Below are 21,133 nucleotides of genomic sequence, written 5' to 3'. Positions count from 1 at the left end.
CCATTATGCTTGCCTGCATGATACAGGCACAAAATATGGTTCTTATTTTAATCAAGTTGTCGTATCTTTAAAATGAAAATATTTGTGACTATGTCAAAATTTTTACAAATATACTTAGATTTAATCAGAAAATTTGAAAAACACCATTAATTATGAAAAATACAGACATCTTAATTCAACACTGGCAACAGGTACTGGCAAACATAAATGATGTCTGTCGGCAAACTGCGGCTCCACAGCCGGTACAGCTGATTGCTGTCAGTAAAACCTTTCCTGCCAATGATATCATTACTTTATATGAGGCTGGTCAGCATGATTTTGGTGAAAACTATATTCAGGAATTCAGCGAAAAAACCAGTCAGCTCGCTGAGCTGGATGTTGTCTGGCACATGATAGGGCATATTCAGTCAAATAAAAGCCGAATTGTGGCAGAACGGGCACACTGGGTACACACTATTGATCGTGAAAAAATTGCCCGGCGGCTGCATGAGCAGCGTCCTGAATATTTACCGCCCCTCAATGTCTGTATTGAGGTGAATATTTCAGCAGAAAGCAATAAACATGGTATTAGCCCAAATAAAAGCGAATTACTGACACTGGCTAATATGATCAGCGAATTACCGCGTCTTAAACTGCGCGGACTTATGTGTGTAGCCAAGGCTGGTAGCACAGACACTGAATTACAACAACAGTTCCATCAGATGCAAAACCTGTTACAGTACTTGCACCAGGCCGGTTTTGCTGTTGATGTATTATCAATGGGTATGAGCGCGGATTTAAGTATTGCTATAGCTTGCGGAGCTACTCATGTACGGGTAGGCAGTGCAATTTTTGGGCAGCGCAACTACACTCAAACAGAAAATAATTCTTAGAAATAAAATTATGCCGGTAAGGATTTCTTACCGGCAGCACAAAAATTATCATCATTATGATAAATATATAAATCAATCAGGCTATTTTCTCAGCCTGAAAGCGATGTATAGGATGAGCAATTTCTTCCTGAGCAGCGACCACTTGCAACTCATACTGCCGGCATTTTAGAGTTTCCAGCATAACGCCGTATACTGCAGCAGTAGTATGCTCAAATGACTCCAGCAAGGTCTTACCGGACAGATAGTCAGCCAGAAAAATACCACTGGTCATATCTCCCACACCTACCGGCTGCCGCTCACCAAAATCCACCAGTGGCCGGTGAATATGCCATGCTTCCTCAGCAGTGACCAGCAGCATTTCAAAACAGTCTGTCTTATAGCCGGCACGGCTCAAATGTTTCACCAGAACCACCCGCGGACCTTTATTGCATAAAGCACGGCAGGCTGCAACTGCTTCCTCAACATTATGAATACGTTGTTTGTTGTTCAATTCTTCCAGCTCAAACAGATTCGGCGCAATCATATCACTCAGCGGCAAAGCCACATCACACAAAAATTCAGCTACACCACCTGCCACAATACAGCCTTTTTCCGGATGTCCCATTACCGGATCACAAAAATAAATGGCTTGCGGGTTAGCCTGTTTCACTTTTCTGACAATATCAGTAATCGCATTGCCTTGCTCAGCTGAACCCATATAACCACTTAGTACAGCATCACAATTTTTTAATTCATCAATTGCAGCAATACCATCTGCAATATCCAGTAAATGTGCAGCCGGCATTACCATACCTTTCCATTGCTTGTACTGAGTATGGTTAGAAAACTGTACTGTATTTAATGGCCAGACATTGACACCTAACCGACGGATAGGAAAAACAGTAGCACTGTTACCTGCATGACCAAATACCACGTGAGACTGAATTGAAAGTATATTTTTCATAATAATGCCATTTACAATCCGATGAGTGCTTACCCGGCGGATTTCATAAAAACCTGATAATCAGCTAAACATGCTGACAAAACTGATTATACTCAGATTATATTGGTTCGGATAAATCATTACTTATATCAACACCTCAGCCCGGAATCTTGCTTTTCATACCTGTATACACACTAATTACGACATAATTTGTCCGGATTTATCTCTAGCATTGCAAAAATAATACGATATAAAATTTATTTACAAAATACACAGATATTCATCTAACAGCCAAACCTTGTATTTTATTTTTTCCCAATAATTATTGGTTTTATACATTCAGAATACATACTGCATATCATGACCTGAACAATACAGATTCTGATTGCAGAACATAAACCAGACAATAGTTGAATTGAATTAAACTAAAAATAATTATTTTTATTACTGAAATAAATTACAACCTTTAAATTACTTCAAAAGCATAAATGTTTGTATCTATCAAATCTGATAATTGTAGTGAGCAAACAAGACTGATTCATAAGCAATAAAAACGAAAAAGCCAGCTTTAAAAAACTGGCTTTTTTAGTTATTAAACTATCCGGTTCAATAACTCTGTTTATTTTCTATTAGAAATAGAATTTAATATGCTACTGAATCATACCTTAGTTGTTTTTATCTTCCAGAGCAGCTGCCTTTCTGACTAATTTTACAAATTCAGCACGGTAGCCCTGCTTATCCTCACCTTTGGCATTATTTGCCCAGCTTGCTATCTGCTGATAAGATGTTTTAGACAGTTCAGGATTATTACGCAATTTTTGTCCGTATGCTGCTACTGCGGCCATAAACCGTGTTTCTACTCCGGCTTTAGCAAAAGAACTGGCCAGAGCTTTCTTTTCTATAGGCAGGGAAGCCAGTTCACTTTTTTGACCACGTGGTGCTTTCCAGCGTAATTTAAGAAAAGCAATTTCATTATTGTTTGCATTTGTAGCTGTTGCAGATTTTTTGCTCTGATAACGTAAAGGATCAATACTTGGTTTACCACCGGCCAGCGTCAGTTCATATAAAACCGTCAGCTTTTTCCCTGCACCAATATCACCTGCATCAACTTTATCATTATTAAAATCTTCCTGCTTTAACTGCCGTTTTTCATAACCAATCTGGCGATACTCGAGTACCTGAGCCGGGTTAAATTCGATCTGAGCTTTGACATCTTTAGCTACCGTAACCAAAGTGGCACTCATCTCCTCCTGCAATACCTTTTGCGCTTCTTCGAGACTATCGATATAGCTGTAATTACCATTACCTGCATCGGCAATCTGAACCATCATTGCATCATTGAAATTATTAGTACCAAAACCAAGTGTAGATAATGTTATACCCTTTTCTTTTTCTCTGCTGACAAATGCTTTCAGCTCTTCTGTGCTATTAATACCAACATTAAAATCACCATCAGTAGCCAGCAATATCCGATTGATTCCACCTTTTACTTTGCCCCGTTCAGCCATCTTGTAAGCCAGCTGCAGCCCTTCTCCGCCAGCGGTACTGCCCCTAGCTTCAAGTTTATTAATGGCAGCCATAATTTTGGCTTTATTACTACCAGAGGTAGATTCCAGCGCCACTCCGGCACTTCCGGCATAAGTAACAATAGAAACCTTATCTTGCGGACGCAGTTCATTTACCAGTAACTTTAATGACTGTTTAAGCAAATCCAGCCTGTCTTCACCATCCATCGAACCGGACGTATCTATCAGAAAAACAAGATTCGACGGCGGTAATTGATTAAAATTGACATCATTTGCTTTAATATTAACTCTTAACAGAACCTTATCTGTATTCCATGGGCTGGGTGCCAGCTCATAACCGGCAGAAAAAGGAGAACCCGTTATTGACGTTAATTTCTCATTCGAAGCACTTGGAAAATAATTAATGAACTCTTCTACTCTCACTGCATCAGGATGCGGCATCCGGCCATGTGCAATAAACCGTCGGCTATTTGCATAACTGGCTGTATCCATATCCAGACTGAATGTACTGACAGGTTCAGTAACTACCTGTTTTACCGGGTTATCAGAATAATTTTTATATTGCGCAGTATCCGGCTGCTGAGTTTCAAATACAGCCCTTAAGCCTGGACTCTGATAGTCTGCCCCCCTGAATCCTATTCTGGAATCATACCCCTCGATGGATGAAGATATACTCCCTGCCCCACGTACCTTATAGGCAGCAGCAGACAAGCCCAGAAATTCCGATGACTTTTTTTCATGGCGATAATCTGATTGATTGCTGGTGCTATCCGTACTACTAACCCTATCCCTACTACTGGTGCCAGCCGTATTACAAGCACTCAGTATGCTGGTTAATAACACCAAGACTAAACCATAAGAAGCCTTACGACCTATTGATTTTATTTTTAACATAAATATTCTTTATTTATCAGATAAAAATACATTATTAACATAATAGTCAAATTAACACCAGTAATTTTATTTGGTTCTTTTCAGCTTTAAAATCAATAAAATCAGTAGAATAAGATATTAATTAGTTAATATTCAGCTGCTGAATCTGAAGCTGCAATCCATATTGACTTTATCCATTACACATTGAACCTATAATTAAGCTAATATTGAATATAAAAGTCTTTACAAACCAATATTGTTTAAATTTATTCAATTAAGACAATATTACCGGTTAAGTTAATTATTTTTAATAAAAACTGAGGAAAATCTTATGAACGTATATTTTCTTGGCGGTGGTAATATGGCAACAGCGATTGTTGCCGGTATGACTCAGCAAGGCGGTTATGAAATTGAAGTAATTGACCGTAATCAGAATAAACGACAATATCTAAGCGAACGATATCAGGTACGTACCAGTGCTAAATTAACAGAACTGGCAACCACAGATATTCTGGTACTGGCAGTTAAACCGCAAGATATGCAGCAGGCTACAACCGGTATCCGGCTTAACGGTGCGCTAGTATTAAGCATAGCAGCAGGCTTAACAATAAGTACTTTAAGTCAGTTTCTGGGTAATCATCAGCGTATTATCCGTATTATGCCCAACACCCCCTGCCAGATTGGTCAGGGAATCTCCGGTATGTATGCACCGGCAGGCATAAGTAAAGCAGACAAAACCATAGCAGAAAATATCATGCGCACAACAGGCGAAGTAGTATGGCTGGAAGAAGAAAGTGGCATTAATCGTATCGCTGGTATCAGTGGCAGTGGTCCGGCCTATGTCTTCTATTTTCTTAATGCCCTGCAACAGGCTGCCATACAGCAGGGTTTCAGCCCTGAAGAAGCTCACCGTTTAACACTTGGAACATTCAAAGGTGCTGTAAATCTGGCAGAACAGTCTGGCACCGAATTTGCTCAACTACAAAAAAATGTAACATCTAAAGGTGGCACCACATTTGCTGCGACTTCAGTTTTTGACCAGCATCAGCTGACACAGGTTGTAATTGACGGTGTGGCTGCCAGTGTTGCGCGAGCAGAAGAAATGCAGCAACAACTTGCACATTTTTAAAAGATATTATTTTGATATAGAGTCACATTAATTAGATTATTTTGACCTAATTATTAAAAACTTCAGGCGTTTTTATGAAGTACATTAAAGAGTATATTTTTAACATATTCACTTATAATGTACTTCATTTATTGATATTTTATCTTGTTTATATTAAGTTTTAAAAATACTTCAATGTTAATCGACGAATCCAAATCTATATTTCTGGCTTTTACTTAACAATAATTTATTTTACATATTTAATTTATTGGTTTTGATTAATTAGTAAAATTAAAATACTTTCTCTCTATGCAATTATTGGCACTGTATTAATCATCGATAAAAATTCATCAAATATATTAATTAGCAAAACAAATGTACTCTTGTGAAGGGTACAAAATGAATAAAATAACAATACATGATTTGATTATTAAATATAGTTAAAGTAAACCAATATTTGCTCGGTGTGCAGAAGAAAAAATTTTATTAGCTGCTACAGATATGCTTTAACAGTCAGAGCAAAATTCAAAACCAAGAAAAGCTGCGCATATCATAGCACTGCAATTCAGATCAGATTTTTAGACTATGAGTTCTGCCCACTATGGATTGTATTATTACAGCGGTAAATCCGACTTTAAATAAAAAAATGATATTTATCAAATATCATTATTTATCTCTTATATTGTATACAATATAATCTTAAGTCAGAATTTGTTTGTTCAAATTTTTCCATAATATAATCCGCCCGAATCTTTTTCTATAAAAAGAAAGTTCAATATCCGTCGGACATTAAAGGCAATATGTGATTAGTAAAACATTATTTTTATTAGCCAGTGCACTAAGTATTATATGCTGGGCCCGGCTTCTGTTACAGTGGGCTAAATTACCTTTTCTGCATCCTCTGGCTCAGTTTTGTGTACGTAGTACCAACTGGCTGGTACGCCCTCTGCGTAAAATTATACCACCATTGTACCAATGGGATATTGCCTGCATTCTGGCTACTATCATTATTTATTACCTGGCATGTACGTTAAATCTGTTTATCAGCCTTAGATGGGTATTACCGGATATTCGCACTATTGCAGCCAGTCTGGCTCTTTGCATTCTGTTTTCCCTGAAAGCACTGTGCTATGTATTATTCATCGGGTTGGTAATAAGAATGTTTTTAAGTCTGAGCAAACCTTATTCAATACTGCTATTTACCTTGCAGCGTATCTATGCTCCGTTAACCCGTCCGTTTGCCTTTATGCGTATTGGTAAATATGATTTTTCTGCGACAATTATTCTGCTTGTGCTCTGGCTTTGTCTCGAATGGTGGCTGCCGCAGGCAAGCAGTAAGATTTCATACTGGCTGATATTCGGATAATGTTGTCGAATGCAAAATTATTAATAAATTATAAAAACATGCTATTATGCCCGAACTTTTTTAACAGCCTGAAATCCAGTATCTGTTATTTTCAAATCCAGATTAAGCTGTCAGTTCCTGAGCTAATTGCTTAATCGAGCTATGCAAAAGAAAGACTGTACAATGGCCAAACTCACAGAACAAGACATCCAGGCCTGGAATGGCCCTGAAGAAGAATACATGAATGAAGAACACCAAGCTTTCTTCCGTGATTTGCTGTTAAAACTCCAGGATGAGCTGATTCATAATGCCAACAATACGGCCGGACATTTACAGGAGCAGGCTACTACGCCTGATCCTGCAGACCGCGCAACACTGGAAGAAGAATATGCATTAGAACTGCGCACCCGTGACCGTGAACGTAAGTTATTAAGTAAAATTCAGGCTTCATTGCGCCAACTAGACGAAGGCGATTATGGCTTTTGTCAGGATACCGGCGAACCTATCGGTCTGAAACGGCTACTCGCTCGCCCTACTGCAACTTTGTCGGTAGAAGCGCAGGAACGGCGTGAACGAATTAAAAAACAGTTTGTAGATTAATTTATCTGTTATGGACTAAAAACGCTTTCCTGCCGGGAAGCGTTTTTGCATTATTGCTACATATCATCATTGCGATAATGCATGTCTCACCGCTGATTTACTTAATTATTAACTGCTGCTAATTATTTGATATTAATTCAATAGAAATCATAAAATGTTGATATAACAGCGATGTACAGGTTAAACATAAAAAGTACAATCCCGCGGTTGAATAGCCTCAGAAACAGTATTTTCCCTGCGCCAGCAAGGCTTTCACAGGTGCAAAATCCTGCCGGTGCTGTGGCAGTACACCAAACTGCTGCAATGCAGCAAGATGTGCGGCTGTACCATAGCCTTTATGACGGGCAAAACCATACTGCGGATAATATTTATCCAGCTCATACATTTCTGCATCACGTGCCGTTTTGGCCAGAATAGAGGCAGCAGAAATAGCAGCTATTTTGAGATCGCCCTTAACTACTGCTTCTGCCGGCAAAGTCATATCAGCAGGTATGCGATTGCCATCTATCCACACTTTGGTCGGCTGAATATGCAAACCGGCTACAGCACGAGCCATGGCACGCATAGTTGCAAACAGAATATTATACTGGTGTATTTCTGCCACATCTGCTGCAGCTACAGACCATGCAGTTGCCTGCTGCTTAATTAATATTGCCAGCTCATCACGCTTTTTCTCGGACAATTTTTTTGAATCAGTAAGACCGGGTAAATCATAATCTGCCGGTAAAATAACAGCTGCTGCATATACACTGCCAACTAACGGACCACGACCGGCTTCGTCTACACCGGCATGGCTGGGTAATACCATCAGCTCTGTATTCATATTTGCTCCGTTGCATGCTGCAATACCGCCTGTGCAGACAGTTCATCAGTATTCAAACACAGCTGCTGATGTAGTGCTGAAAAGTCTGCCTGCAAATCCTGTACTTCCTGTGGCGATTCGTACCAGTGAATCACAGCCTCTGCCAGTTTTTGTGGTGTTGCATTACTTTGCAGTAATTCAGGTACCACACCTCTGTCTAACAGAATATTAGGCAAACCAACATACGGCACTTTAATTTTATGTTTGACATATGCATAGGTTAAAGGTGAGATTTTATAGCTGATTACCATAGGGCACTGGCATAAAGCCACTTCCAGCGTGGCCGTACCGCTGGTAACCAGTGCAACATCGGCTGCCTGACAGGCCATTTCTGCATGTGCAGACATTAAACGTATCGGCAATTTTTGCCATACCGGCTGAGCCAGGATATCCTGCATACGCTGCCGTGTTGCCGCCGTAGCCAGTGGTAGTAAAAACTGGGCCTGAGGATAACGCTGGTGAATAATTTCAGCAGCCTGTAAAAAAATCGGTGCCATGAAATCAATTTCACTGACCCGGCTGCCCGGCATTAAAACAAACACTGGAGCCTGTTCAGACAGTTTCAGCTGCTGCCTTTTCGCCTTTCTGTCAATAACCAGTGGCAAAGTCTGGGCAAGAGGATGCCCGACAAAACGTGCCCGTCCGCCTGCCTGCCGGTATAGTTCCGGTTCCATCGGAAACAGGCATAATACCTCGTCCACCTGTTTAACAATCTTTTTTACCCGTTTACGCCGCCATGCCCAGACAGACGGACTGACATAATGTACGGTAGCAATACCGGCCTGTTTTAAACTTTCGGCAACACCCAGATTGAAATCCGGTGCATCAATACCGACAAATACCTGTGGTCTGATTTGTTTCAGTGAACGAATCAGGCCGCGACGAATGGCCAGAATTTCCGGTAATTTTTTGACAACTTCAACAAAACCGCGTACTGCCAGTTTTTCCTGATCATAGAGACTTTGTATTCCGGCTGCCAGCATCCGCGGTCCGCCAATACCAACGAACTGTACCCGCGGATATCGTGTACGAATCGCATTCATCAAATGGGCACCCAGTAAATCACCAGATGCTTCGCCGGCACACAAGGCTATGGTTAAAATGGGAAGTTCAGTTGCAGCTTTATTCATAGCAGGATAGCAGTTTTATAAGCAACTATTATAGTAAGACGTAATAGATAGCATGTTTAGCAGGCGATAGTGTATTCCCGAAGGGTACCATAAAAATTAAAAGCCCAAGCAAACGGCTTGGGCTTTTATATTGGGGTGGCTGATGGGGCTCGAACCCACGACAACTGGAATCACAATCCAGGGCTCTACCAACTGAGCTACAGCCACCATAAAACTTTTCAAACTTTGGTGCGCCCGACAGGAATCGAACCTGTAACCCCCGGCTTAGAAGGCCGGTGCTCTATCCGGTTGAGCTACGGGCGCGTACTCTCAAATCTATCCGGACAAGGATTCGGTCGATATGGTCGGGGTGGTGGGATTCGAACTCACGACCCTCTGCTCCCAAAGCAGATGCGCTAACCAGACTGCGCTACACCCCGACGAGAGAGGCGAACTATACAGCCATGAAAAACTATCGTCAAGAGGTAAAGTAAATTTTTTTGCCATATTTTTGAAATATGGCTGATTTATATGAATGGCTATATATAAAAGCAGATGAAACCGCTTAAAAAAAATGCGACAATGCTATTCTTGTAAATATTAGCTGATAATTACCTGCCATCGGCATAATCTTTTTCTCTGGAATTTTCTCATGACCGCTCAACTCATTGATGGTAAAAAAATTTCTCAACAAATCCTGCAAGAATTAACCATTCGTGTACAGCAGCGTCTGGATAATCAGCTACGCCGCCCCTGTCTGGCTGTGGTTCTGGTTGGTGAAGATCCGGCCAGTACAGTATATGTACGCAATAAAAAGCGTGCCTGTGAAACCATTGGTTTTGAATCCCGCAGTTACGAGCTGCCTGTACATACCACAGAAGCCGAATTATTGGCCTTGATTGACGAAATGAATGCAGATAATGGTATAGACGGAATTCTGGTGCAATTACCACTGCCTGCACATATTGACAGTCAGCAGGTACTGGAACGGATTGTACCCCATAAAGATGTAGATGGTTTTCATCCGTATAATGTTGGCCGGTTGGCGGTAAAAATGCCACTAATGCGTCCATGTACACCTAAAGGGGTAATGACATTACTGGATGCCTATCAGGTACCAATCACCGGTAAAAAAGCTGTTGTAGTAGGCGCTTCAAATATTGTCGGCCGACCGCAGGCGTTAGAATTACTTCTGGCACGTGCGACAGTCACAATCTGTCATAGTGCTACCCGGAATCTGGCACAGGAAGTTGCTGCTGCTGATATTGTGGTTGTAGGCGTCGGCATTCCGAACTTTGTTAAAGGTGAATGGATTAAACCCGGGGCTGTAGTAATAGATGTGGGAATTAACCGTCTGGAAAACGGACAGTTATGCGGGGATGTAGAGTTTGATGCAGCCAGAGAACGTGCATCTATGATTACACCGGTACCGGGCGGAGTAGGCCCTATGACCATAGCTACCTTAATGGAAAACACATTGAAAGCAGCAGAAATTCACGATACAAAACAATCGTGACGTTATCGGCAAAGCTATATTGTGTATTGATTACACAATAATATCAGCCATCATACAAAACAACAAACATGTTTGCTTGGTAAAATAGACATATCAGCCTTCTGGTCTGTACTTGATTATGATGCGATAGAATGGCTGCCGGTTAAAATAGCTATCCTTATTTACAACCCTAATTGTGGTATTAACCTGATGTATCAATTTTTTCTGGACGCCTGTGCTGCTCTGCGCCTGCGCTTTTATCCCAAAACACATTATCGTTACAATCCATTAATCTTCGTTACCGTTTTACTTGCGCTTGGTCTGCTGAATATGGCCAATATGTCACAGATTCTGGGACGGCAAACCGGCATAACCATCTTTGTCATTGTATTAACGGTAGTGCGCTGGGGTGTTCTGAGCATGGCAATGGAGATTATTCTAGGCTATTACAATAAGCAGCCAGGACGCTGGTATGGTTACGTACTGGCCACTGAAGTGCTGATCCTGCCTACACTAGCCACACTATACTGGCCACAGGTATTAGCCACTCCTGGGTCTTTATGGCTACTATGGACATTGGTAGTACAGATCTTTGGATTTGTTCGCATCAGTCAGCAAAATATATTTAAAGTATTTTTGGGATACATTATCTATTTCTTAATTACCTGTCTGGCCGGAGGCATACTGCTATTATTATTCAGTGTCATGGGCTGGGTGGATATTAACAGCATGTCAGATGCATTTCAGCAAATGCTGAAAGCACAGTCAGCTGGAACAGGTATGCGCTGATACAGATGTGGAAACAGACTGGTTCAGCTATAATACATGATGTTTTTGGTACGGTTTAAACCATTTCGCTCTGTACATCCCAAATTTGCCTGATTGGTTTTGTTGATTTAAAAAGGAATAAGCATGACGTTAAAAGTTGCCATTAATGGTTATGGCCGTATTGGCCGCCAGGTATTGCGTGCAATCTATGACTATAACTTGAGCAACCAGTTGGAAATTGTTGCGGTAAATGCCAGCGGTTCACTGGAAACCAGTGCACACCTGACAAAATTTGATACAGTTCATGGCCGTTTTGCCGCAGATGTTTCATCTGATAATGATGCTTTAATTATTAATGGCGACCGCATCCGTTTTTTTTCTACCCGTAACCCGGCAGAATTACCCTGGGGTGAACTGGGTATCGATCTGGTGCTGGAATGTACCGGTGCTTTTACTACCAAAGAAAAAGCCAGCATTCATTTACAAAGTGGTGCTAAAAAAGTTCTGATTTCCGCACCCGGCGGTGCCGATGTGGATGCTACCGTGGTATACGGAGTTAATCATCAGGTATTAACACCGGAAATGACAGTAATATCCAATGGTTCTTGCACAACCAACTGTCTGGCCCCGGTGGCAAAAGCCATTAACGACGAACTGGGAATGGTAAAAGGCTTAATGACAACCATTCATTCATTTACCAATGATCAGGTACTGACTGATGTTCGCCATAAAGATTTACGCCGTGCCCGCAGTGCTGTTGAAAATCTGATTCCGACCAAAACCGGAGCAGCTAAGGCTATCGGACTGGTATTACCGGAATTACAGGGTAAGTTTGATGGTTTTGCAGTACGTGTTCCCACAATTAATGTTTCACTGGTTGATTTAACGTTTGAAGCCGCCCGTAACACCAGTGTCGAAGAAGTTAATGCCATAGTTAAAGCAGCCAGTGAAGGCAGTATGAAACATATTCTGGGCTACAATACTCTGCCATTGGTTTCCACCGATTTTAATCATACAACTCAGGCTTCCATATTTGACAGTACATTAACTAAAGTTACTAATGGTAATATGGTAAAAGTACTGGCGTGGTACGACAATGAATGGGGCTTTAGCTGCCAGATGCTGAATACTGCACGTGCTATGTTTGGCATGGAAGTTACTCCACTCGCGTAACCCGTTTCACCAGCAGAAGTACAGGCTGTCTGAATCCGCTTATACAGGCTTCAGACAGCCTGTACCTATTGTGGCAAACAGAATCAGTACCTGTTTGCCATACAAACACCAGAATAAATTCAACCAGGTTAATATTAATCTTGGCAATTTTTCTCTGACAGACAGTGCTGATATTTCTTTTCCGCTTCATTGAGGCACAAATTATGCTTAACTATCATTTGCAACCCCATTCTCTGACTCAGCATCTGTGGCAAGTACGCCTTAGTTTTACACAACTGGATAATCAGAATTTCAGTCTGAGTTTACCCAGCTGGGTACCCGGTAGTTACATGATTCGTGATTTTGCCCGTCATATTGTCACTTTATCGGCCAGTTGCAACAATACACCGGCATCAGCTGAACAGATAAATAAAAATACCTGGGCTTGCAACGGACAGGCAGGTAACTGGGAGATCACTTATCTGGTATATGCTTTCGATACTTCAGTGCGCGGTTCTTTTTTAAATACTGAACGAGGTTTCTTTGACGGAGCCTGTCTGTTTTTACGGCATAATCAGCGTGAACAGGAAAACTGCCAGTTAATCATTACCGGCCTGCCTGAAAACTGGGATATTGCCACTACCATGCCGCAAACAACACAGCCCCATGTTTATCAGGTAAGTAATTACCGCTCTTTAATTGATTATCCGGTGGAAATGGGCTATTTGCTGCGTCTGCCATTTAGTGCAGGCGGCATTGAACATGAAATTGTTATCAGCGGCCATTTCTCATCTTTCGATCAGCAGCGTCTGGTAGATGATGTAAGCAAAATATGTGCCAGTGAAATTGCTATGTTTGCCGCACCGGCACCGTTTGAACGCTACAGCTTTTTACTTTTTGTCGGAAATGGCATTTATGGCGGACTGGAACATAAATCCTCCTCTGCCCTCATGGCCGACCGGCATGATCTGCCGCAAAAAGACGGAAAAAATACCGACGCTTATATTACATTACTAGGTTTGTTCAGCCATGAATATTTTCATGCATGGAACGTAAAATCTATTATTCCTTCTGCATTTTTAAACAGCAAACTGGATGATGAAGCTTATACACAGCTGTTGTGGGCTTTTGAAGGTATCACTTCCTATTATGATGACTGGTTTCTGGTACGCAGCGGTGTGATTACACCAGAACAGTATCTGCAATTACTGGCCAAAACCATTACCCGTGTACAACAGGGTGCCGGCCGTTTAAAGCAAAGTCTGGCAGATTCCAGCTTTACTGCATGGACAAAATATTACAAACAGAATGAAAACAGTGCCAACAGTATTGTCAGCTATTACCAGAAAGGCGCACTGGCAGCTCTGTGTCTGGATCACTATATCCGCCGGCATACCGGCCAGCAAAAAAATCTGGATGATATTATGCGTGCCCTGTATCAGGACTGGCGTCAGCGGGGTATGGGGCTGGCGGAAAATGAATGGCTGAAAATAGCCCAGCAAGCTACCGGAATAGACTTAACTCAGGTTTATCAGCAATACATTATGACCACAGCAGACTTGCCTTTGATAGAACAATTACAGCAGGCTGGTGTACAGCTCTACTGGGCTGCCTTGCCTCGCCAGCATGGTGGTGCATATATTGAGCATTATTCCGTTGCCGAACAGCCCGATGCAGACCTGGGTGCCCGCGTTCAGCCAGCCTCATTTGGTGTCAGCCTGCAACAAGTATTTAATCAAGGCAGTGCCGAGAATGCAGGTATGAGTGCCGGTGACCAGCTGATTGCTATTAATGATGAAATTATTACCGATTTTAATCAGCAATGGGCACGTATTCATGTTGGTGAAACAGTACGGATACATTTCATCCGTGACGGTTTACTGCGACAGACTACTTTACTGCCACAGGCAGCATTAGCTGATACTGCGTTGCTGAGTATTGATAATGCATTGCTATTACAGCGTTGGTTACAGCCACAGCCTTAAATTCATCCGCATACTTTTACCGTTATCTTTCCATGGTTTTAGAATGACAAGAATAGCAAACATTTTTTTATGGTGCTGCGTATGTTTCATTATCAGCAGTTGTCAGTCTTATGCTAATTCTAATCAGTTACCCGGCAATTTTTATAAAGTATCTGATGATGTATTCCGATCTGAACAACCCTCTTTAAAAGAGGCTGAACAGCTTAATAAATTAGGGATTAAAACAATAATTAACTTGCGTTCATGGCATAGTGATCAGGACAAAATTGCTAATACGGACATGTCTGAAATCCGGATTGATATGCGGGCTGAGAATATAACCGATGAAAAAATCATTCAAATTCTTAAAGCTATTAAAAACTCGCCTAAACCGGTATTAATTCATTGCTGGCATGGCAGTGATCGTACCGGAGTAGTTATTGCGATGTATCGGTTAATTTTTCAGAATTGGACTAAAAAACAGGTTATCGAAGAATTGATGAAGCCGGAATTGAATCATCATTACAAGATTTATCCAAACATACAAAGATATATCCAAAATGTTGATGTTGAAAAAATTCGTCAGGCTGTATTTGAATAACTCCGTGATGGAATGAATTAAAAATATAGTATCAAATTAACAATCTGATTTGATAAAAACTCAAAGTGATATTGATTTTTATACTGGGAATATTGTGTATTCATGTCTGCTGATTTAAGTATAACTCTCGTTCTGCCGGGTTTATTATGGCCACATCAGGAAGCTGCGATACCTGACTTACAGCTACCAGCACTGAATACCCTGCGGCAATGGAGCAAACATACATTACAAACCATAAACAGAAGTCAGTTATATCAGCAATATCTGTGGAAAGGTTCATGGGTTCAACAGGCTCAGCAGCAATTAAACCTAAACCCGGAATATTGCGGCTTTATTGTCACACCTATAAACCAGACAGCCGGCATGCATCAGCTTCAGTATCTTGACGGAAATGCTCTTGGTTTGAATCCAGAAGAGGCAAAAGCCTTCTGTGAAGTATTGAGTACATGGTTACAGCCAGACGGCTGGCGGTTTTTTCCGGTCAGACCGGATTTATGGCTAGTTACCATGCCACAGGTACTTGATTTTACCCTGTCATCTTTACTTGATTTGTCAGGCTGCATAGACGGCACCGCCAAACCTTCGGGTAAAGATGCAACTCTGATTCTGCAACAGCAAACTGAGCTGCAAATGTTGCTGCATCAGCATCCGCTTAATCAGGAACGCAGCACACGCGGTCTGCCCACGATTAACGGTTTATGGTTTGAAAAAGACCTTATTGGCACAGCAAAGCACGACACACTACTTTATACCAATAGTTCGTGGGCATTGCATGCGCATGAATTACCGCTAAATTACGCAGCATTAATGGATACTCTATCAGATTCAGGCCAGCAGGAAATTGTATTGTTTAATGATAGTTTATGCTTACCAGTAAATCAGGGTGATGTTTATACCTATGCACAAATACTGCATCAATGGGAACAAGACTGGTGGCAACCTTTGCTGTCAGGATTAAAAAACCGACATATCCGCCAGCTGAATATCCGATGTGAAACCGGATTTCTTCAGATTCGCAAGCCCAAATTTCGTTTGTTCCGGACTAAAACCCAACCTTTTACCGGATTGAATTTATGAAGCCGGCACATATTATTACCCGTTCGGTAGATACTGATGCTCTGCAAACTCTGCTTGCTCAGGGTGTTGATCCTCTGCTGGCCAAACTGTATGCAACACGAGCAGTTAAAAACAAAAGTGAAACTGAATACAATTTGTCTGCGCTGTTACCGTTTCAGAATTTGAAAAATATTCAGGCCGCCAGTGAGCGACTGGCTCAGGCAATCGAACGGCAGGAAAAAATTCTGATTGTTGCCGATTATGATGCAGACGGAGCCACAGCGTGTGCCTTAGGGATACGCGGATTACAGGCAATGGGAGCGCAAACCGATTTTTTCGTCCCCAACCGCTTTGAACATGGTTATGGCTTAACTGAACAGATTGCTGAGCTTGCAGCTCAGGCAGGTACGAACCTGCTGCTTACCGTGGATAATGGTATCGCCAGTGTAGCCGGCGTACAACGCGCACAACAGCTAGGAATGGACGTCCTGATTACTGACCACCATCTGCCGGGTGAACAACTGCCTGAATGTATTATTGTTAATCCTAATCAACCAGGTGATCAATTCCCCAGTAAAGCATTGGCTGGTGTAGGTGTGATGTTCTACGTACTAATGGCTTTGCGTTACCATCTGCGCCAGCAAAACTGGTTTAGTAAACATCCGGAACCCAATCTTGCTCAATGGCTTGATTTGGTGGCACTGGGCACCATCGCCGATGTGGTACCTCTTGATCAGAATAATCGCCTGCTGGTAACTCAGGGGCTCAGACGAATTAAAGCTGATAAAATGCAAGCAGGAATTCGTGCCTTGTTTGCAGTGGCCAAACGCAATCCGCAACAGGCACATGCATTTGATCTGGGTTTTGCTATCGGACCCCGTCTGAATGCTGCCGGCAGACTGGATGATATGAGTCTGGGTATAGCCTGTCTGTTGAGCGATGATATGGAAAGTGCAACCGATCTGGCCGAACAACTGAATGATCTGAACCATGAACGTCGTCAGATTCAGCGCAGCATGCAGGATGAAGCTAATCTACAACTGGCCGGCTTCAATACAGAAAACAGCTATAGCATCGTTGCTTATCATGATAACTGGCATCAGGGAGTAACCGGAATTTTAGCAGGCCGGTTACGCGAAACCTTTCATCGACCTAGTATTGTTTTTGCTCAGGCGGAAGATGGTACATTACGCGGCTCCGGCCGGTCCATTACCGGTTTACATCTGCGTGATGCACTGGATATGGTCAGTAAACGCCGGCCGGATATTATCCAGAAGTTTGGCGGACATGCTATGGCTGCAGGCTTAAGTATTTCCGAAATACATCTGGCAGTTTTCCAAAATGAATTTGAGGCAGTCTGCCGGCAACTCATCCGGCCGGTGGATTTAAACTATACGTACCAGACTGATGGTTCATTAGACAATCAATATCTGAACTTAGCCACAGCACAGCAATTGGCGGCTCTGGTATGGGGCCAGAATTTTCCTGAACCCCGTTTTTGCGATGAATTTAAAGTAATCAGACAACAAATAGTGGGTACCGGCCATATTAAAGCAGTGTTACACAAGAACAACTGTGAATATGAAGTTATGTTTTTCCGCTGTACAGCCACCTTACCGGAACATATTCGCGTGGTTTACCGGCTAATTGCCAACCAGTGGCACCAGCAAATGGAATTACAGTTATATGCAGATTACTGGGAAATTTGTAATTAAACCGATATATAGGCTGTTTAAATACACAAATTCACTTATAATTAGCACAATTAAACATTAACATGAATTTACTCTGGTCTTTTATCTGATACAGGTTAGAAAAAAGTGTGCTGTATGCAGTAATATTTCAGTCAAACCTGAACAGGTACAGCATTTACCAGAATGTAAACTCAGAAGTTATGGAGACGGGAATTAATTTGTATGAGTCTTGGACTGATCAGGGTTTTATATAAGCACCAGATTATTGACGCAGAAAAAGCAGAAAAACTGCGTCAGGAACTGGAACAAAAACGTCCGGTTATACCGGCACTACTACAATCTGGAGCCATCAATGCTGATAAACTGGCCAGCTTTCTGTCCGGTGTATTCGGTATTCCTTACCTGAATCTGGAGCCATATAATCAAAGTCTGGTACCGCTGGATTTAATTAATCTGAAAATTATGCAGCAATACATTTGCGTGCCGCTATTCAAGCGCGGTAATCGACTGTTTTTGGCTGTATCTGATCCTACATCAATTCAGCATTACCAGAAAATTGCCACAGATGCCGGCTGCGTACTGAATCTGGTTATAGTCCGCGATAGTCAGTTACGCCAATTACTGGAAAATCTTGGTCAGGAATCCACCAACCTTCTAGAAGATATGGATTCAATTGGTGACTCCAGTGCTGTAGAAAATAACGCCATGTCTGCAGATGACGAAGATGGCGAAAATGGACCAATTGCAAAATTTGTTTTTAAAATACTAGGTGATGCATTAAACAGCGGCGCATCAGATATCCATTTTGAATTTTATGAAGAAATGGCACGAGTACGCTTTCGCGTTGACGGACAGTTGCGTGAAGTGGTACGTATGCCACTGAATATTCGCGGCCAGATCGCTTCACGTATTAAAGTAATGGCCAAACTGGACATTTCAGAAAAACGTATTCCTCAGGACGGACGTATTCAGGTTCAGTTCCGTAAAGGTGCCAAGCCGATTGATTTCCGTGTCAGCACACTGCCCACTCTGTTCGGGGAAAAAATTGTAATGCGTATCCTGAATTCGGATGCGGCTACTCTGAATATTGAACAACTTGGTTTTGAGCCATTTCAGAAAGAATTACTGCTTGAGGCCATCCACCGGCCATACGGTATGGTGCTGGTTACCGGCCCTACTGGTTCCGGTAAAACCGTATCACTGTATACCTGCCTTAATATTCTTAATACCGACAGTGTTAACATTTCCACTGCTGAAGACCCTGCGGAAATTAACCTGCCTGGTATTAATCAGGTAAATGTTAATGATAAACAAGGACTGACATTTGCTGCTGCGTTAAAATCATTTCTGCGCCAGGATCCGGATATCATTATGGTGGGGGAAATCCGTGATTTGGAAACCGCAGATATTGCCATTAAAGCTGCACAAACCGGCCATATGGTATTTTCAACTTTGCATACCAATAATGCCCCTGCTACATTATCCCGTATGCTGAATATGGGCGTTGCTCCGTTTAATATTGCCAGCTCAGTAAATCTGATTATGGCACAGCGTCTGGTGCGGCGTTTATGTACCTGCAAGGCACCGGCAGAGCGTCCGCCTGAATTTGCACTGAAAAAAGCAGGTTTTTCAGATGAAGATCTCGCCAAAGAATGGACATTTTACCGGCCGGTCGGCTGTGAAAGGTGTAAGGGCAAAGGCTATAAAGGACGTGCCGGCGTATATGAAGTTATGCCGGTCAGTGATGAAATGCAACGTATTATCATGAATAATGGTAATGAAGTAGATATCAGCACTCAGGCGCTCAAGGAAGGTCTGGTCGATTTACGCCATGCCGGTTTACTGAAAGTGATGGAAGGCATTACGTCTCTGGACGAGATTCTTGCAAGCACTAATGATTAAAACTGATTGTTCGCCTATACAATTAAGTCAATACTGTGAGAGAACACTATGAATAAACCCGTAGCAGTATCCAAAACCAAATCTTCAGGTACCAGTTTCAGTTTTGAAGGCAAAAACCTTAAAACTGAACAGATTGTACGCGGAGAAGTTGTCGCAAAAGACGAGGCTGATGCACGCGCCAAGCTAACCCGGCGTCAAATTCGTGTAATACAGATTGCCAAGGTCAAAAAACAGCGCCAAAAGAAAATCAGTCAGGCAGATATTACCGTCTTTACCCGACAATTATCCACCATGATGAAATCTGGTCTGCCTATGATGCAGGCTTTCGATATTGCAGCCAAAGGGCATTCTAACCCGGCAATGACCCAGCTACTGTTGCAAATCCGCTCTGATGTTGAGCAAGGTACATCTCTGGCAGAGTCTTTTTCTAAACATCCGAAATATTTCGATCATTTTTACTGTAATCTGGTGCATGCGGGTGAAGCCGGTGGTGTACTAGAGGCTATTCTTGACAAGCTGTCGGTATATAAAGAAAAAACTCAGGGTATCAAGAAAAAAGTTAAAAGTGCCTTGACCTACCCAGCTGTGGTAGTAGTCGTAGCAATCGCACTGGTAATCGTCATGATGATGTTCGTATTACCTTCATTTGGTAAAGTTTACGAGAGTATGGGCGTACCATTACCTGGTTTGACTCAGTTCATGATGAATATTTCCAATTTCTTTGTACATTACGGCATATTTGTCATCATTGCACTGATAGGTGGTGTAATTGGCTTATTTAAATGGTATCAGAACTCAGATGATCTGAAAAAACGTTTTGATTATATGCTGTTAAAAATGCCTATTTTCGGCCAAATCGTTCGTAAAGCCACCATTGCACGCTGGTCTCGTACAACAGCAACTCTATTTGCAGCAGGCGTACCATTGGTAGAAGTTCTTGATTCAGTTGCCGGAGCTTCCGGTAATATTCGCTATGAAGAAGCTACTCAGGAAATCCGTGCCAAAGTTAATCAGGGTATTTCTCTTACCTCAGCCATGCAGGCAACAGAGTTGTTTCCGAACATGGTGATGCAAATGGCTTCAATCGGTGAAGAATCAGGTTCTTTGGATGACATGCTCAATAAGGCCGCAGAATTCTATGAAGAAGATGTAGATACTGCCGTTGCACAACTGTCTTCATTGATGGAACCGATTATTATGGTTGTACTCGGTGGTATTGTCGGGATAATTCTGGTTGCCATGTATTTACCGCTATTTAATATCGGTAATGCCGTAGGTTAATAC

At 42.0% G+C, this 21,133-nt stretch carries 17 protein-coding genes and 3 tRNA genes; 13 read left to right on the top strand and 7 right to left on the bottom strand.

Features of this window, described 5'->3' with window-relative positions; translation table 11 throughout:
- The first annotated feature begins 152 nt into the window (after window positions 1–152).
- Window positions 153–872, top strand: a complete 720-nt coding sequence (locus H3V00_RS09445; protein WP_198207806.1) for a YggS family pyridoxal phosphate-dependent enzyme — start codon at window positions 153–155, stop codon at window positions 870–872.
- A 76-nt stretch (window positions 873–948) separates the two neighbouring features.
- Here the strand turns inward: H3V00_RS09445 and pdxY are convergent, their stop codons facing one another.
- Both pdxY and H3V00_RS09435 read right to left on the bottom strand, forming a co-directional pair.
- Window positions 949–1,815: a pyridoxal kinase PdxY gene (gene pdxY, locus H3V00_RS09440; RefSeq protein WP_198207804.1), complete on the bottom strand. Its 867-nt coding sequence runs from the start codon at window positions 1,813–1,815 to the stop codon at window positions 949–951.
- Window positions 1,816–2,459: 644 nt separating this feature from the next.
- Window positions 2,460–4,214 (bottom strand): VWA domain-containing protein, encoded by a 1,755-nt coding sequence (locus H3V00_RS09435; protein ID WP_198190466.1) that lies wholly within the window; start codon window positions 4,212–4,214, stop codon window positions 2,460–2,462.
- Window positions 4,215–4,524: 310 nt separating this feature from the next.
- On the opposite strand from H3V00_RS09435, the gene proC reads away from it, so the two are divergent.
- The 3 genes from proC to dksA all read left to right on the top strand — a co-directional run bounded on the left by proC (window position 4,525) and on the right by dksA (window position 7,246).
- On the top strand, window positions 4,525–5,322 hold the full coding sequence (proC, locus tag H3V00_RS09430; protein ID WP_198207802.1) for a pyrroline-5-carboxylate reductase: 798 nt from the start codon (window positions 4,525–4,527) through the stop codon (window positions 5,320–5,322).
- Between the two features lie 781 nt (window positions 5,323–6,103).
- A complete protein-coding gene (locus tag H3V00_RS09425; RefSeq protein ID WP_084565114.1) occupies window positions 6,104–6,667 on the top strand; it encodes a YggT family protein in 564 nt (187 codons plus the stop codon).
- A gap of 162 nt (window positions 6,668–6,829) precedes the next feature.
- Entirely contained in the window at window positions 6,830–7,246 is a 417-nt protein-coding gene (dksA, locus tag H3V00_RS09420; RefSeq protein ID WP_025329875.1) for an RNA polymerase-binding protein DksA, read from the top strand.
- Window positions 7,247–7,463: 217 nt separating this feature from the next.
- On the opposite strand, the gene rnhB is transcribed toward dksA, so the two are convergent.
- The 5 genes from rnhB to H3V00_RS09395 all read right to left on the bottom strand — a co-directional run bounded on the left by rnhB (window position 7,464) and on the right by H3V00_RS09395 (window position 9,657).
- Complete coding sequence (gene rnhB / locus H3V00_RS09415) at window positions 7,464–8,069, bottom strand: ribonuclease HII (RefSeq protein WP_198207800.1); 606 nt, start codon at window positions 8,067–8,069, stop codon at window positions 7,464–7,466.
- Window positions 8,066–9,238, bottom strand: a complete 1,173-nt coding sequence (lpxB, locus tag H3V00_RS09410; protein WP_198207798.1) for a lipid-A-disaccharide synthase — start codon at window positions 9,236–9,238, stop codon at window positions 8,066–8,068. The genes rnhB and lpxB overlap by 4 nt, the downstream gene beginning before the upstream one ends.
- A gap of 131 nt (window positions 9,239–9,369) precedes the next feature.
- Window positions 9,370–9,445, bottom strand: a tRNA-His gene (locus H3V00_RS09405).
- A gap of 19 nt (window positions 9,446–9,464) precedes the next feature.
- Window positions 9,465–9,541 (bottom strand) — tRNA-Arg (locus H3V00_RS09400).
- 38 nt (window positions 9,542–9,579) lie between these two features.
- Window positions 9,580–9,657 (bottom strand) — tRNA-Pro (locus H3V00_RS09395).
- Window positions 9,658–9,869: 212 nt separating this feature from the next.
- On the opposite strand from H3V00_RS09395, the gene folD reads away from it, so the two are divergent.
- From folD to H3V00_RS09350, 9 genes are all read left to right on the top strand, one after another.
- On the top strand, window positions 9,870–10,733 hold the full coding sequence (gene folD, locus H3V00_RS09390; RefSeq protein ID WP_198207796.1) for a bifunctional methylenetetrahydrofolate dehydrogenase/methenyltetrahydrofolate cyclohydrolase FolD: 864 nt from the start codon (window positions 9,870–9,872) through the stop codon (window positions 10,731–10,733).
- A gap of 72 nt (window positions 10,734–10,805) precedes the next feature.
- The gene (locus H3V00_RS09385) at window positions 10,806–11,501 is read left to right on the top strand and encodes a hypothetical protein (protein ID WP_198207794.1); all 696 of its coding nucleotides are present in this window, start codon (window positions 10,806–10,808) and stop codon (window positions 11,499–11,501) included.
- A gap of 123 nt (window positions 11,502–11,624) precedes the next feature.
- Window positions 11,625–12,653 carry a type I glyceraldehyde-3-phosphate dehydrogenase gene (gene gap, locus H3V00_RS09380; protein WP_084585186.1) on the top strand — a complete coding sequence of 343 codons (1,029 nt, stop codon included), beginning with the start codon at window positions 11,625–11,627 and terminating at the stop codon, window positions 12,651–12,653.
- 203 nt (window positions 12,654–12,856) lie between these two features.
- Complete coding sequence (locus H3V00_RS09375; RefSeq protein WP_198207792.1) at window positions 12,857–14,617, top strand: M61 family metallopeptidase; 1,761 nt, start codon at window positions 12,857–12,859, stop codon at window positions 14,615–14,617.
- A 43-nt stretch (window positions 14,618–14,660) separates the two neighbouring features.
- Window positions 14,661–15,197 (top strand): tyrosine-protein phosphatase, encoded by a 537-nt coding sequence (locus H3V00_RS09370; RefSeq protein ID WP_198207790.1) that lies wholly within the window; start codon window positions 14,661–14,663, stop codon window positions 15,195–15,197.
- A 102-nt stretch (window positions 15,198–15,299) separates the two neighbouring features.
- Window positions 15,300–16,274 (top strand): hypothetical protein, encoded by a 975-nt coding sequence (locus H3V00_RS09365; protein WP_198207788.1) that lies wholly within the window; start codon window positions 15,300–15,302, stop codon window positions 16,272–16,274.
- Window positions 16,271–17,968 (top strand): single-stranded-DNA-specific exonuclease RecJ, encoded by a 1,698-nt coding sequence (gene recJ / locus H3V00_RS09360; RefSeq protein ID WP_198207786.1) that lies wholly within the window; start codon window positions 16,271–16,273, stop codon window positions 17,966–17,968. The genes H3V00_RS09365 and recJ overlap by 4 nt, the downstream gene beginning before the upstream one ends.
- Before the next feature lie 201 nt (window positions 17,969–18,169).
- A complete protein-coding gene (gene pilB, locus H3V00_RS09355; RefSeq protein WP_025329864.1) occupies window positions 18,170–19,849 on the top strand; it encodes a type IV-A pilus assembly ATPase PilB in 1,680 nt (559 codons plus the stop codon).
- Window positions 19,850–19,897: 48 nt separating this feature from the next.
- Window positions 19,898–21,130 (top strand): type II secretion system F family protein, encoded by a 1,233-nt coding sequence (locus tag H3V00_RS09350; protein WP_025329863.1) that lies wholly within the window; start codon window positions 19,898–19,900, stop codon window positions 21,128–21,130.
- Window positions 21,131–21,133 lie beyond the last annotated feature (3 nt).

Origin of the sequence: Snodgrassella sp. W6238H11, from assembly GCF_016100525.1 — a bacterium.
Classification (GTDB): Bacteria; Pseudomonadota; Gammaproteobacteria; order Burkholderiales; family Neisseriaceae; genus Snodgrassella; species Snodgrassella alvi.
The sequence above is the reverse complement of the archived record's forward strand: the minus strand, read 5'-3'. Positions and strand labels throughout refer to the sequence as shown.

What these genes read in the sequence shown, in the direction of transcription:
- H3V00_RS09445 (WP_198207806.1), top strand. Translation starts at nt 153, where the DNA reads ATGAAAAATACAGACATCTTAATTCAACACTGGCAACAGGTACTGGCA.
- pdxY (WP_198207804.1), bottom strand. Translation starts at nt 1,815, where the DNA reads ATGAAAAATATACTTTCAATTCAGTCTCACGTGGTATTTGGTCATGCA.
- H3V00_RS09435 (WP_198190466.1), bottom strand. Translation starts at nt 4,214, where the DNA reads ATGTTAAAAATAAAATCAATAGGTCGTAAGGCTTCTTATGGTTTAGTC.
- proC (WP_198207802.1), top strand. Translation starts at nt 4,525, where the DNA reads ATGAACGTATATTTTCTTGGCGGTGGTAATATGGCAACAGCGATTGTT.
- dksA (WP_025329875.1), top strand. Translation starts at nt 6,830, where the DNA reads ATGGCCAAACTCACAGAACAAGACATCCAGGCCTGGAATGGCCCTGAA.
- rnhB (WP_198207800.1), bottom strand. Translation starts at nt 8,069, where the DNA reads ATGAATACAGAGCTGATGGTATTACCCAGCCATGCCGGTGTAGACGAA.
- lpxB (WP_198207798.1), bottom strand. Translation starts at nt 9,238, where the DNA reads ATGAATAAAGCTGCAACTGAACTTCCCATTTTAACCATAGCCTTGTGT.
- folD (WP_198207796.1), top strand. Translation starts at nt 9,870, where the DNA reads ATGACCGCTCAACTCATTGATGGTAAAAAAATTTCTCAACAAATCCTG.
- gap (WP_084585186.1), top strand. Translation starts at nt 11,625, where the DNA reads ATGACGTTAAAAGTTGCCATTAATGGTTATGGCCGTATTGGCCGCCAG.
- H3V00_RS09375 (WP_198207792.1), top strand. Translation starts at nt 12,857, where the DNA reads ATGCTTAACTATCATTTGCAACCCCATTCTCTGACTCAGCATCTGTGG.
- H3V00_RS09370 (WP_198207790.1), top strand. Translation starts at nt 14,661, where the DNA reads ATGACAAGAATAGCAAACATTTTTTTATGGTGCTGCGTATGTTTCATT.
- H3V00_RS09365 (WP_198207788.1), top strand. Translation starts at nt 15,300, where the DNA reads ATGTCTGCTGATTTAAGTATAACTCTCGTTCTGCCGGGTTTATTATGG.
- recJ (WP_198207786.1), top strand. Translation starts at nt 16,271, where the DNA reads ATGAAGCCGGCACATATTATTACCCGTTCGGTAGATACTGATGCTCTG.
- pilB (WP_025329864.1), top strand. Translation starts at nt 18,170, where the DNA reads ATGAGTCTTGGACTGATCAGGGTTTTATATAAGCACCAGATTATTGAC.
- H3V00_RS09350 (WP_025329863.1), top strand. Translation starts at nt 19,898, where the DNA reads ATGAATAAACCCGTAGCAGTATCCAAAACCAAATCTTCAGGTACCAGT.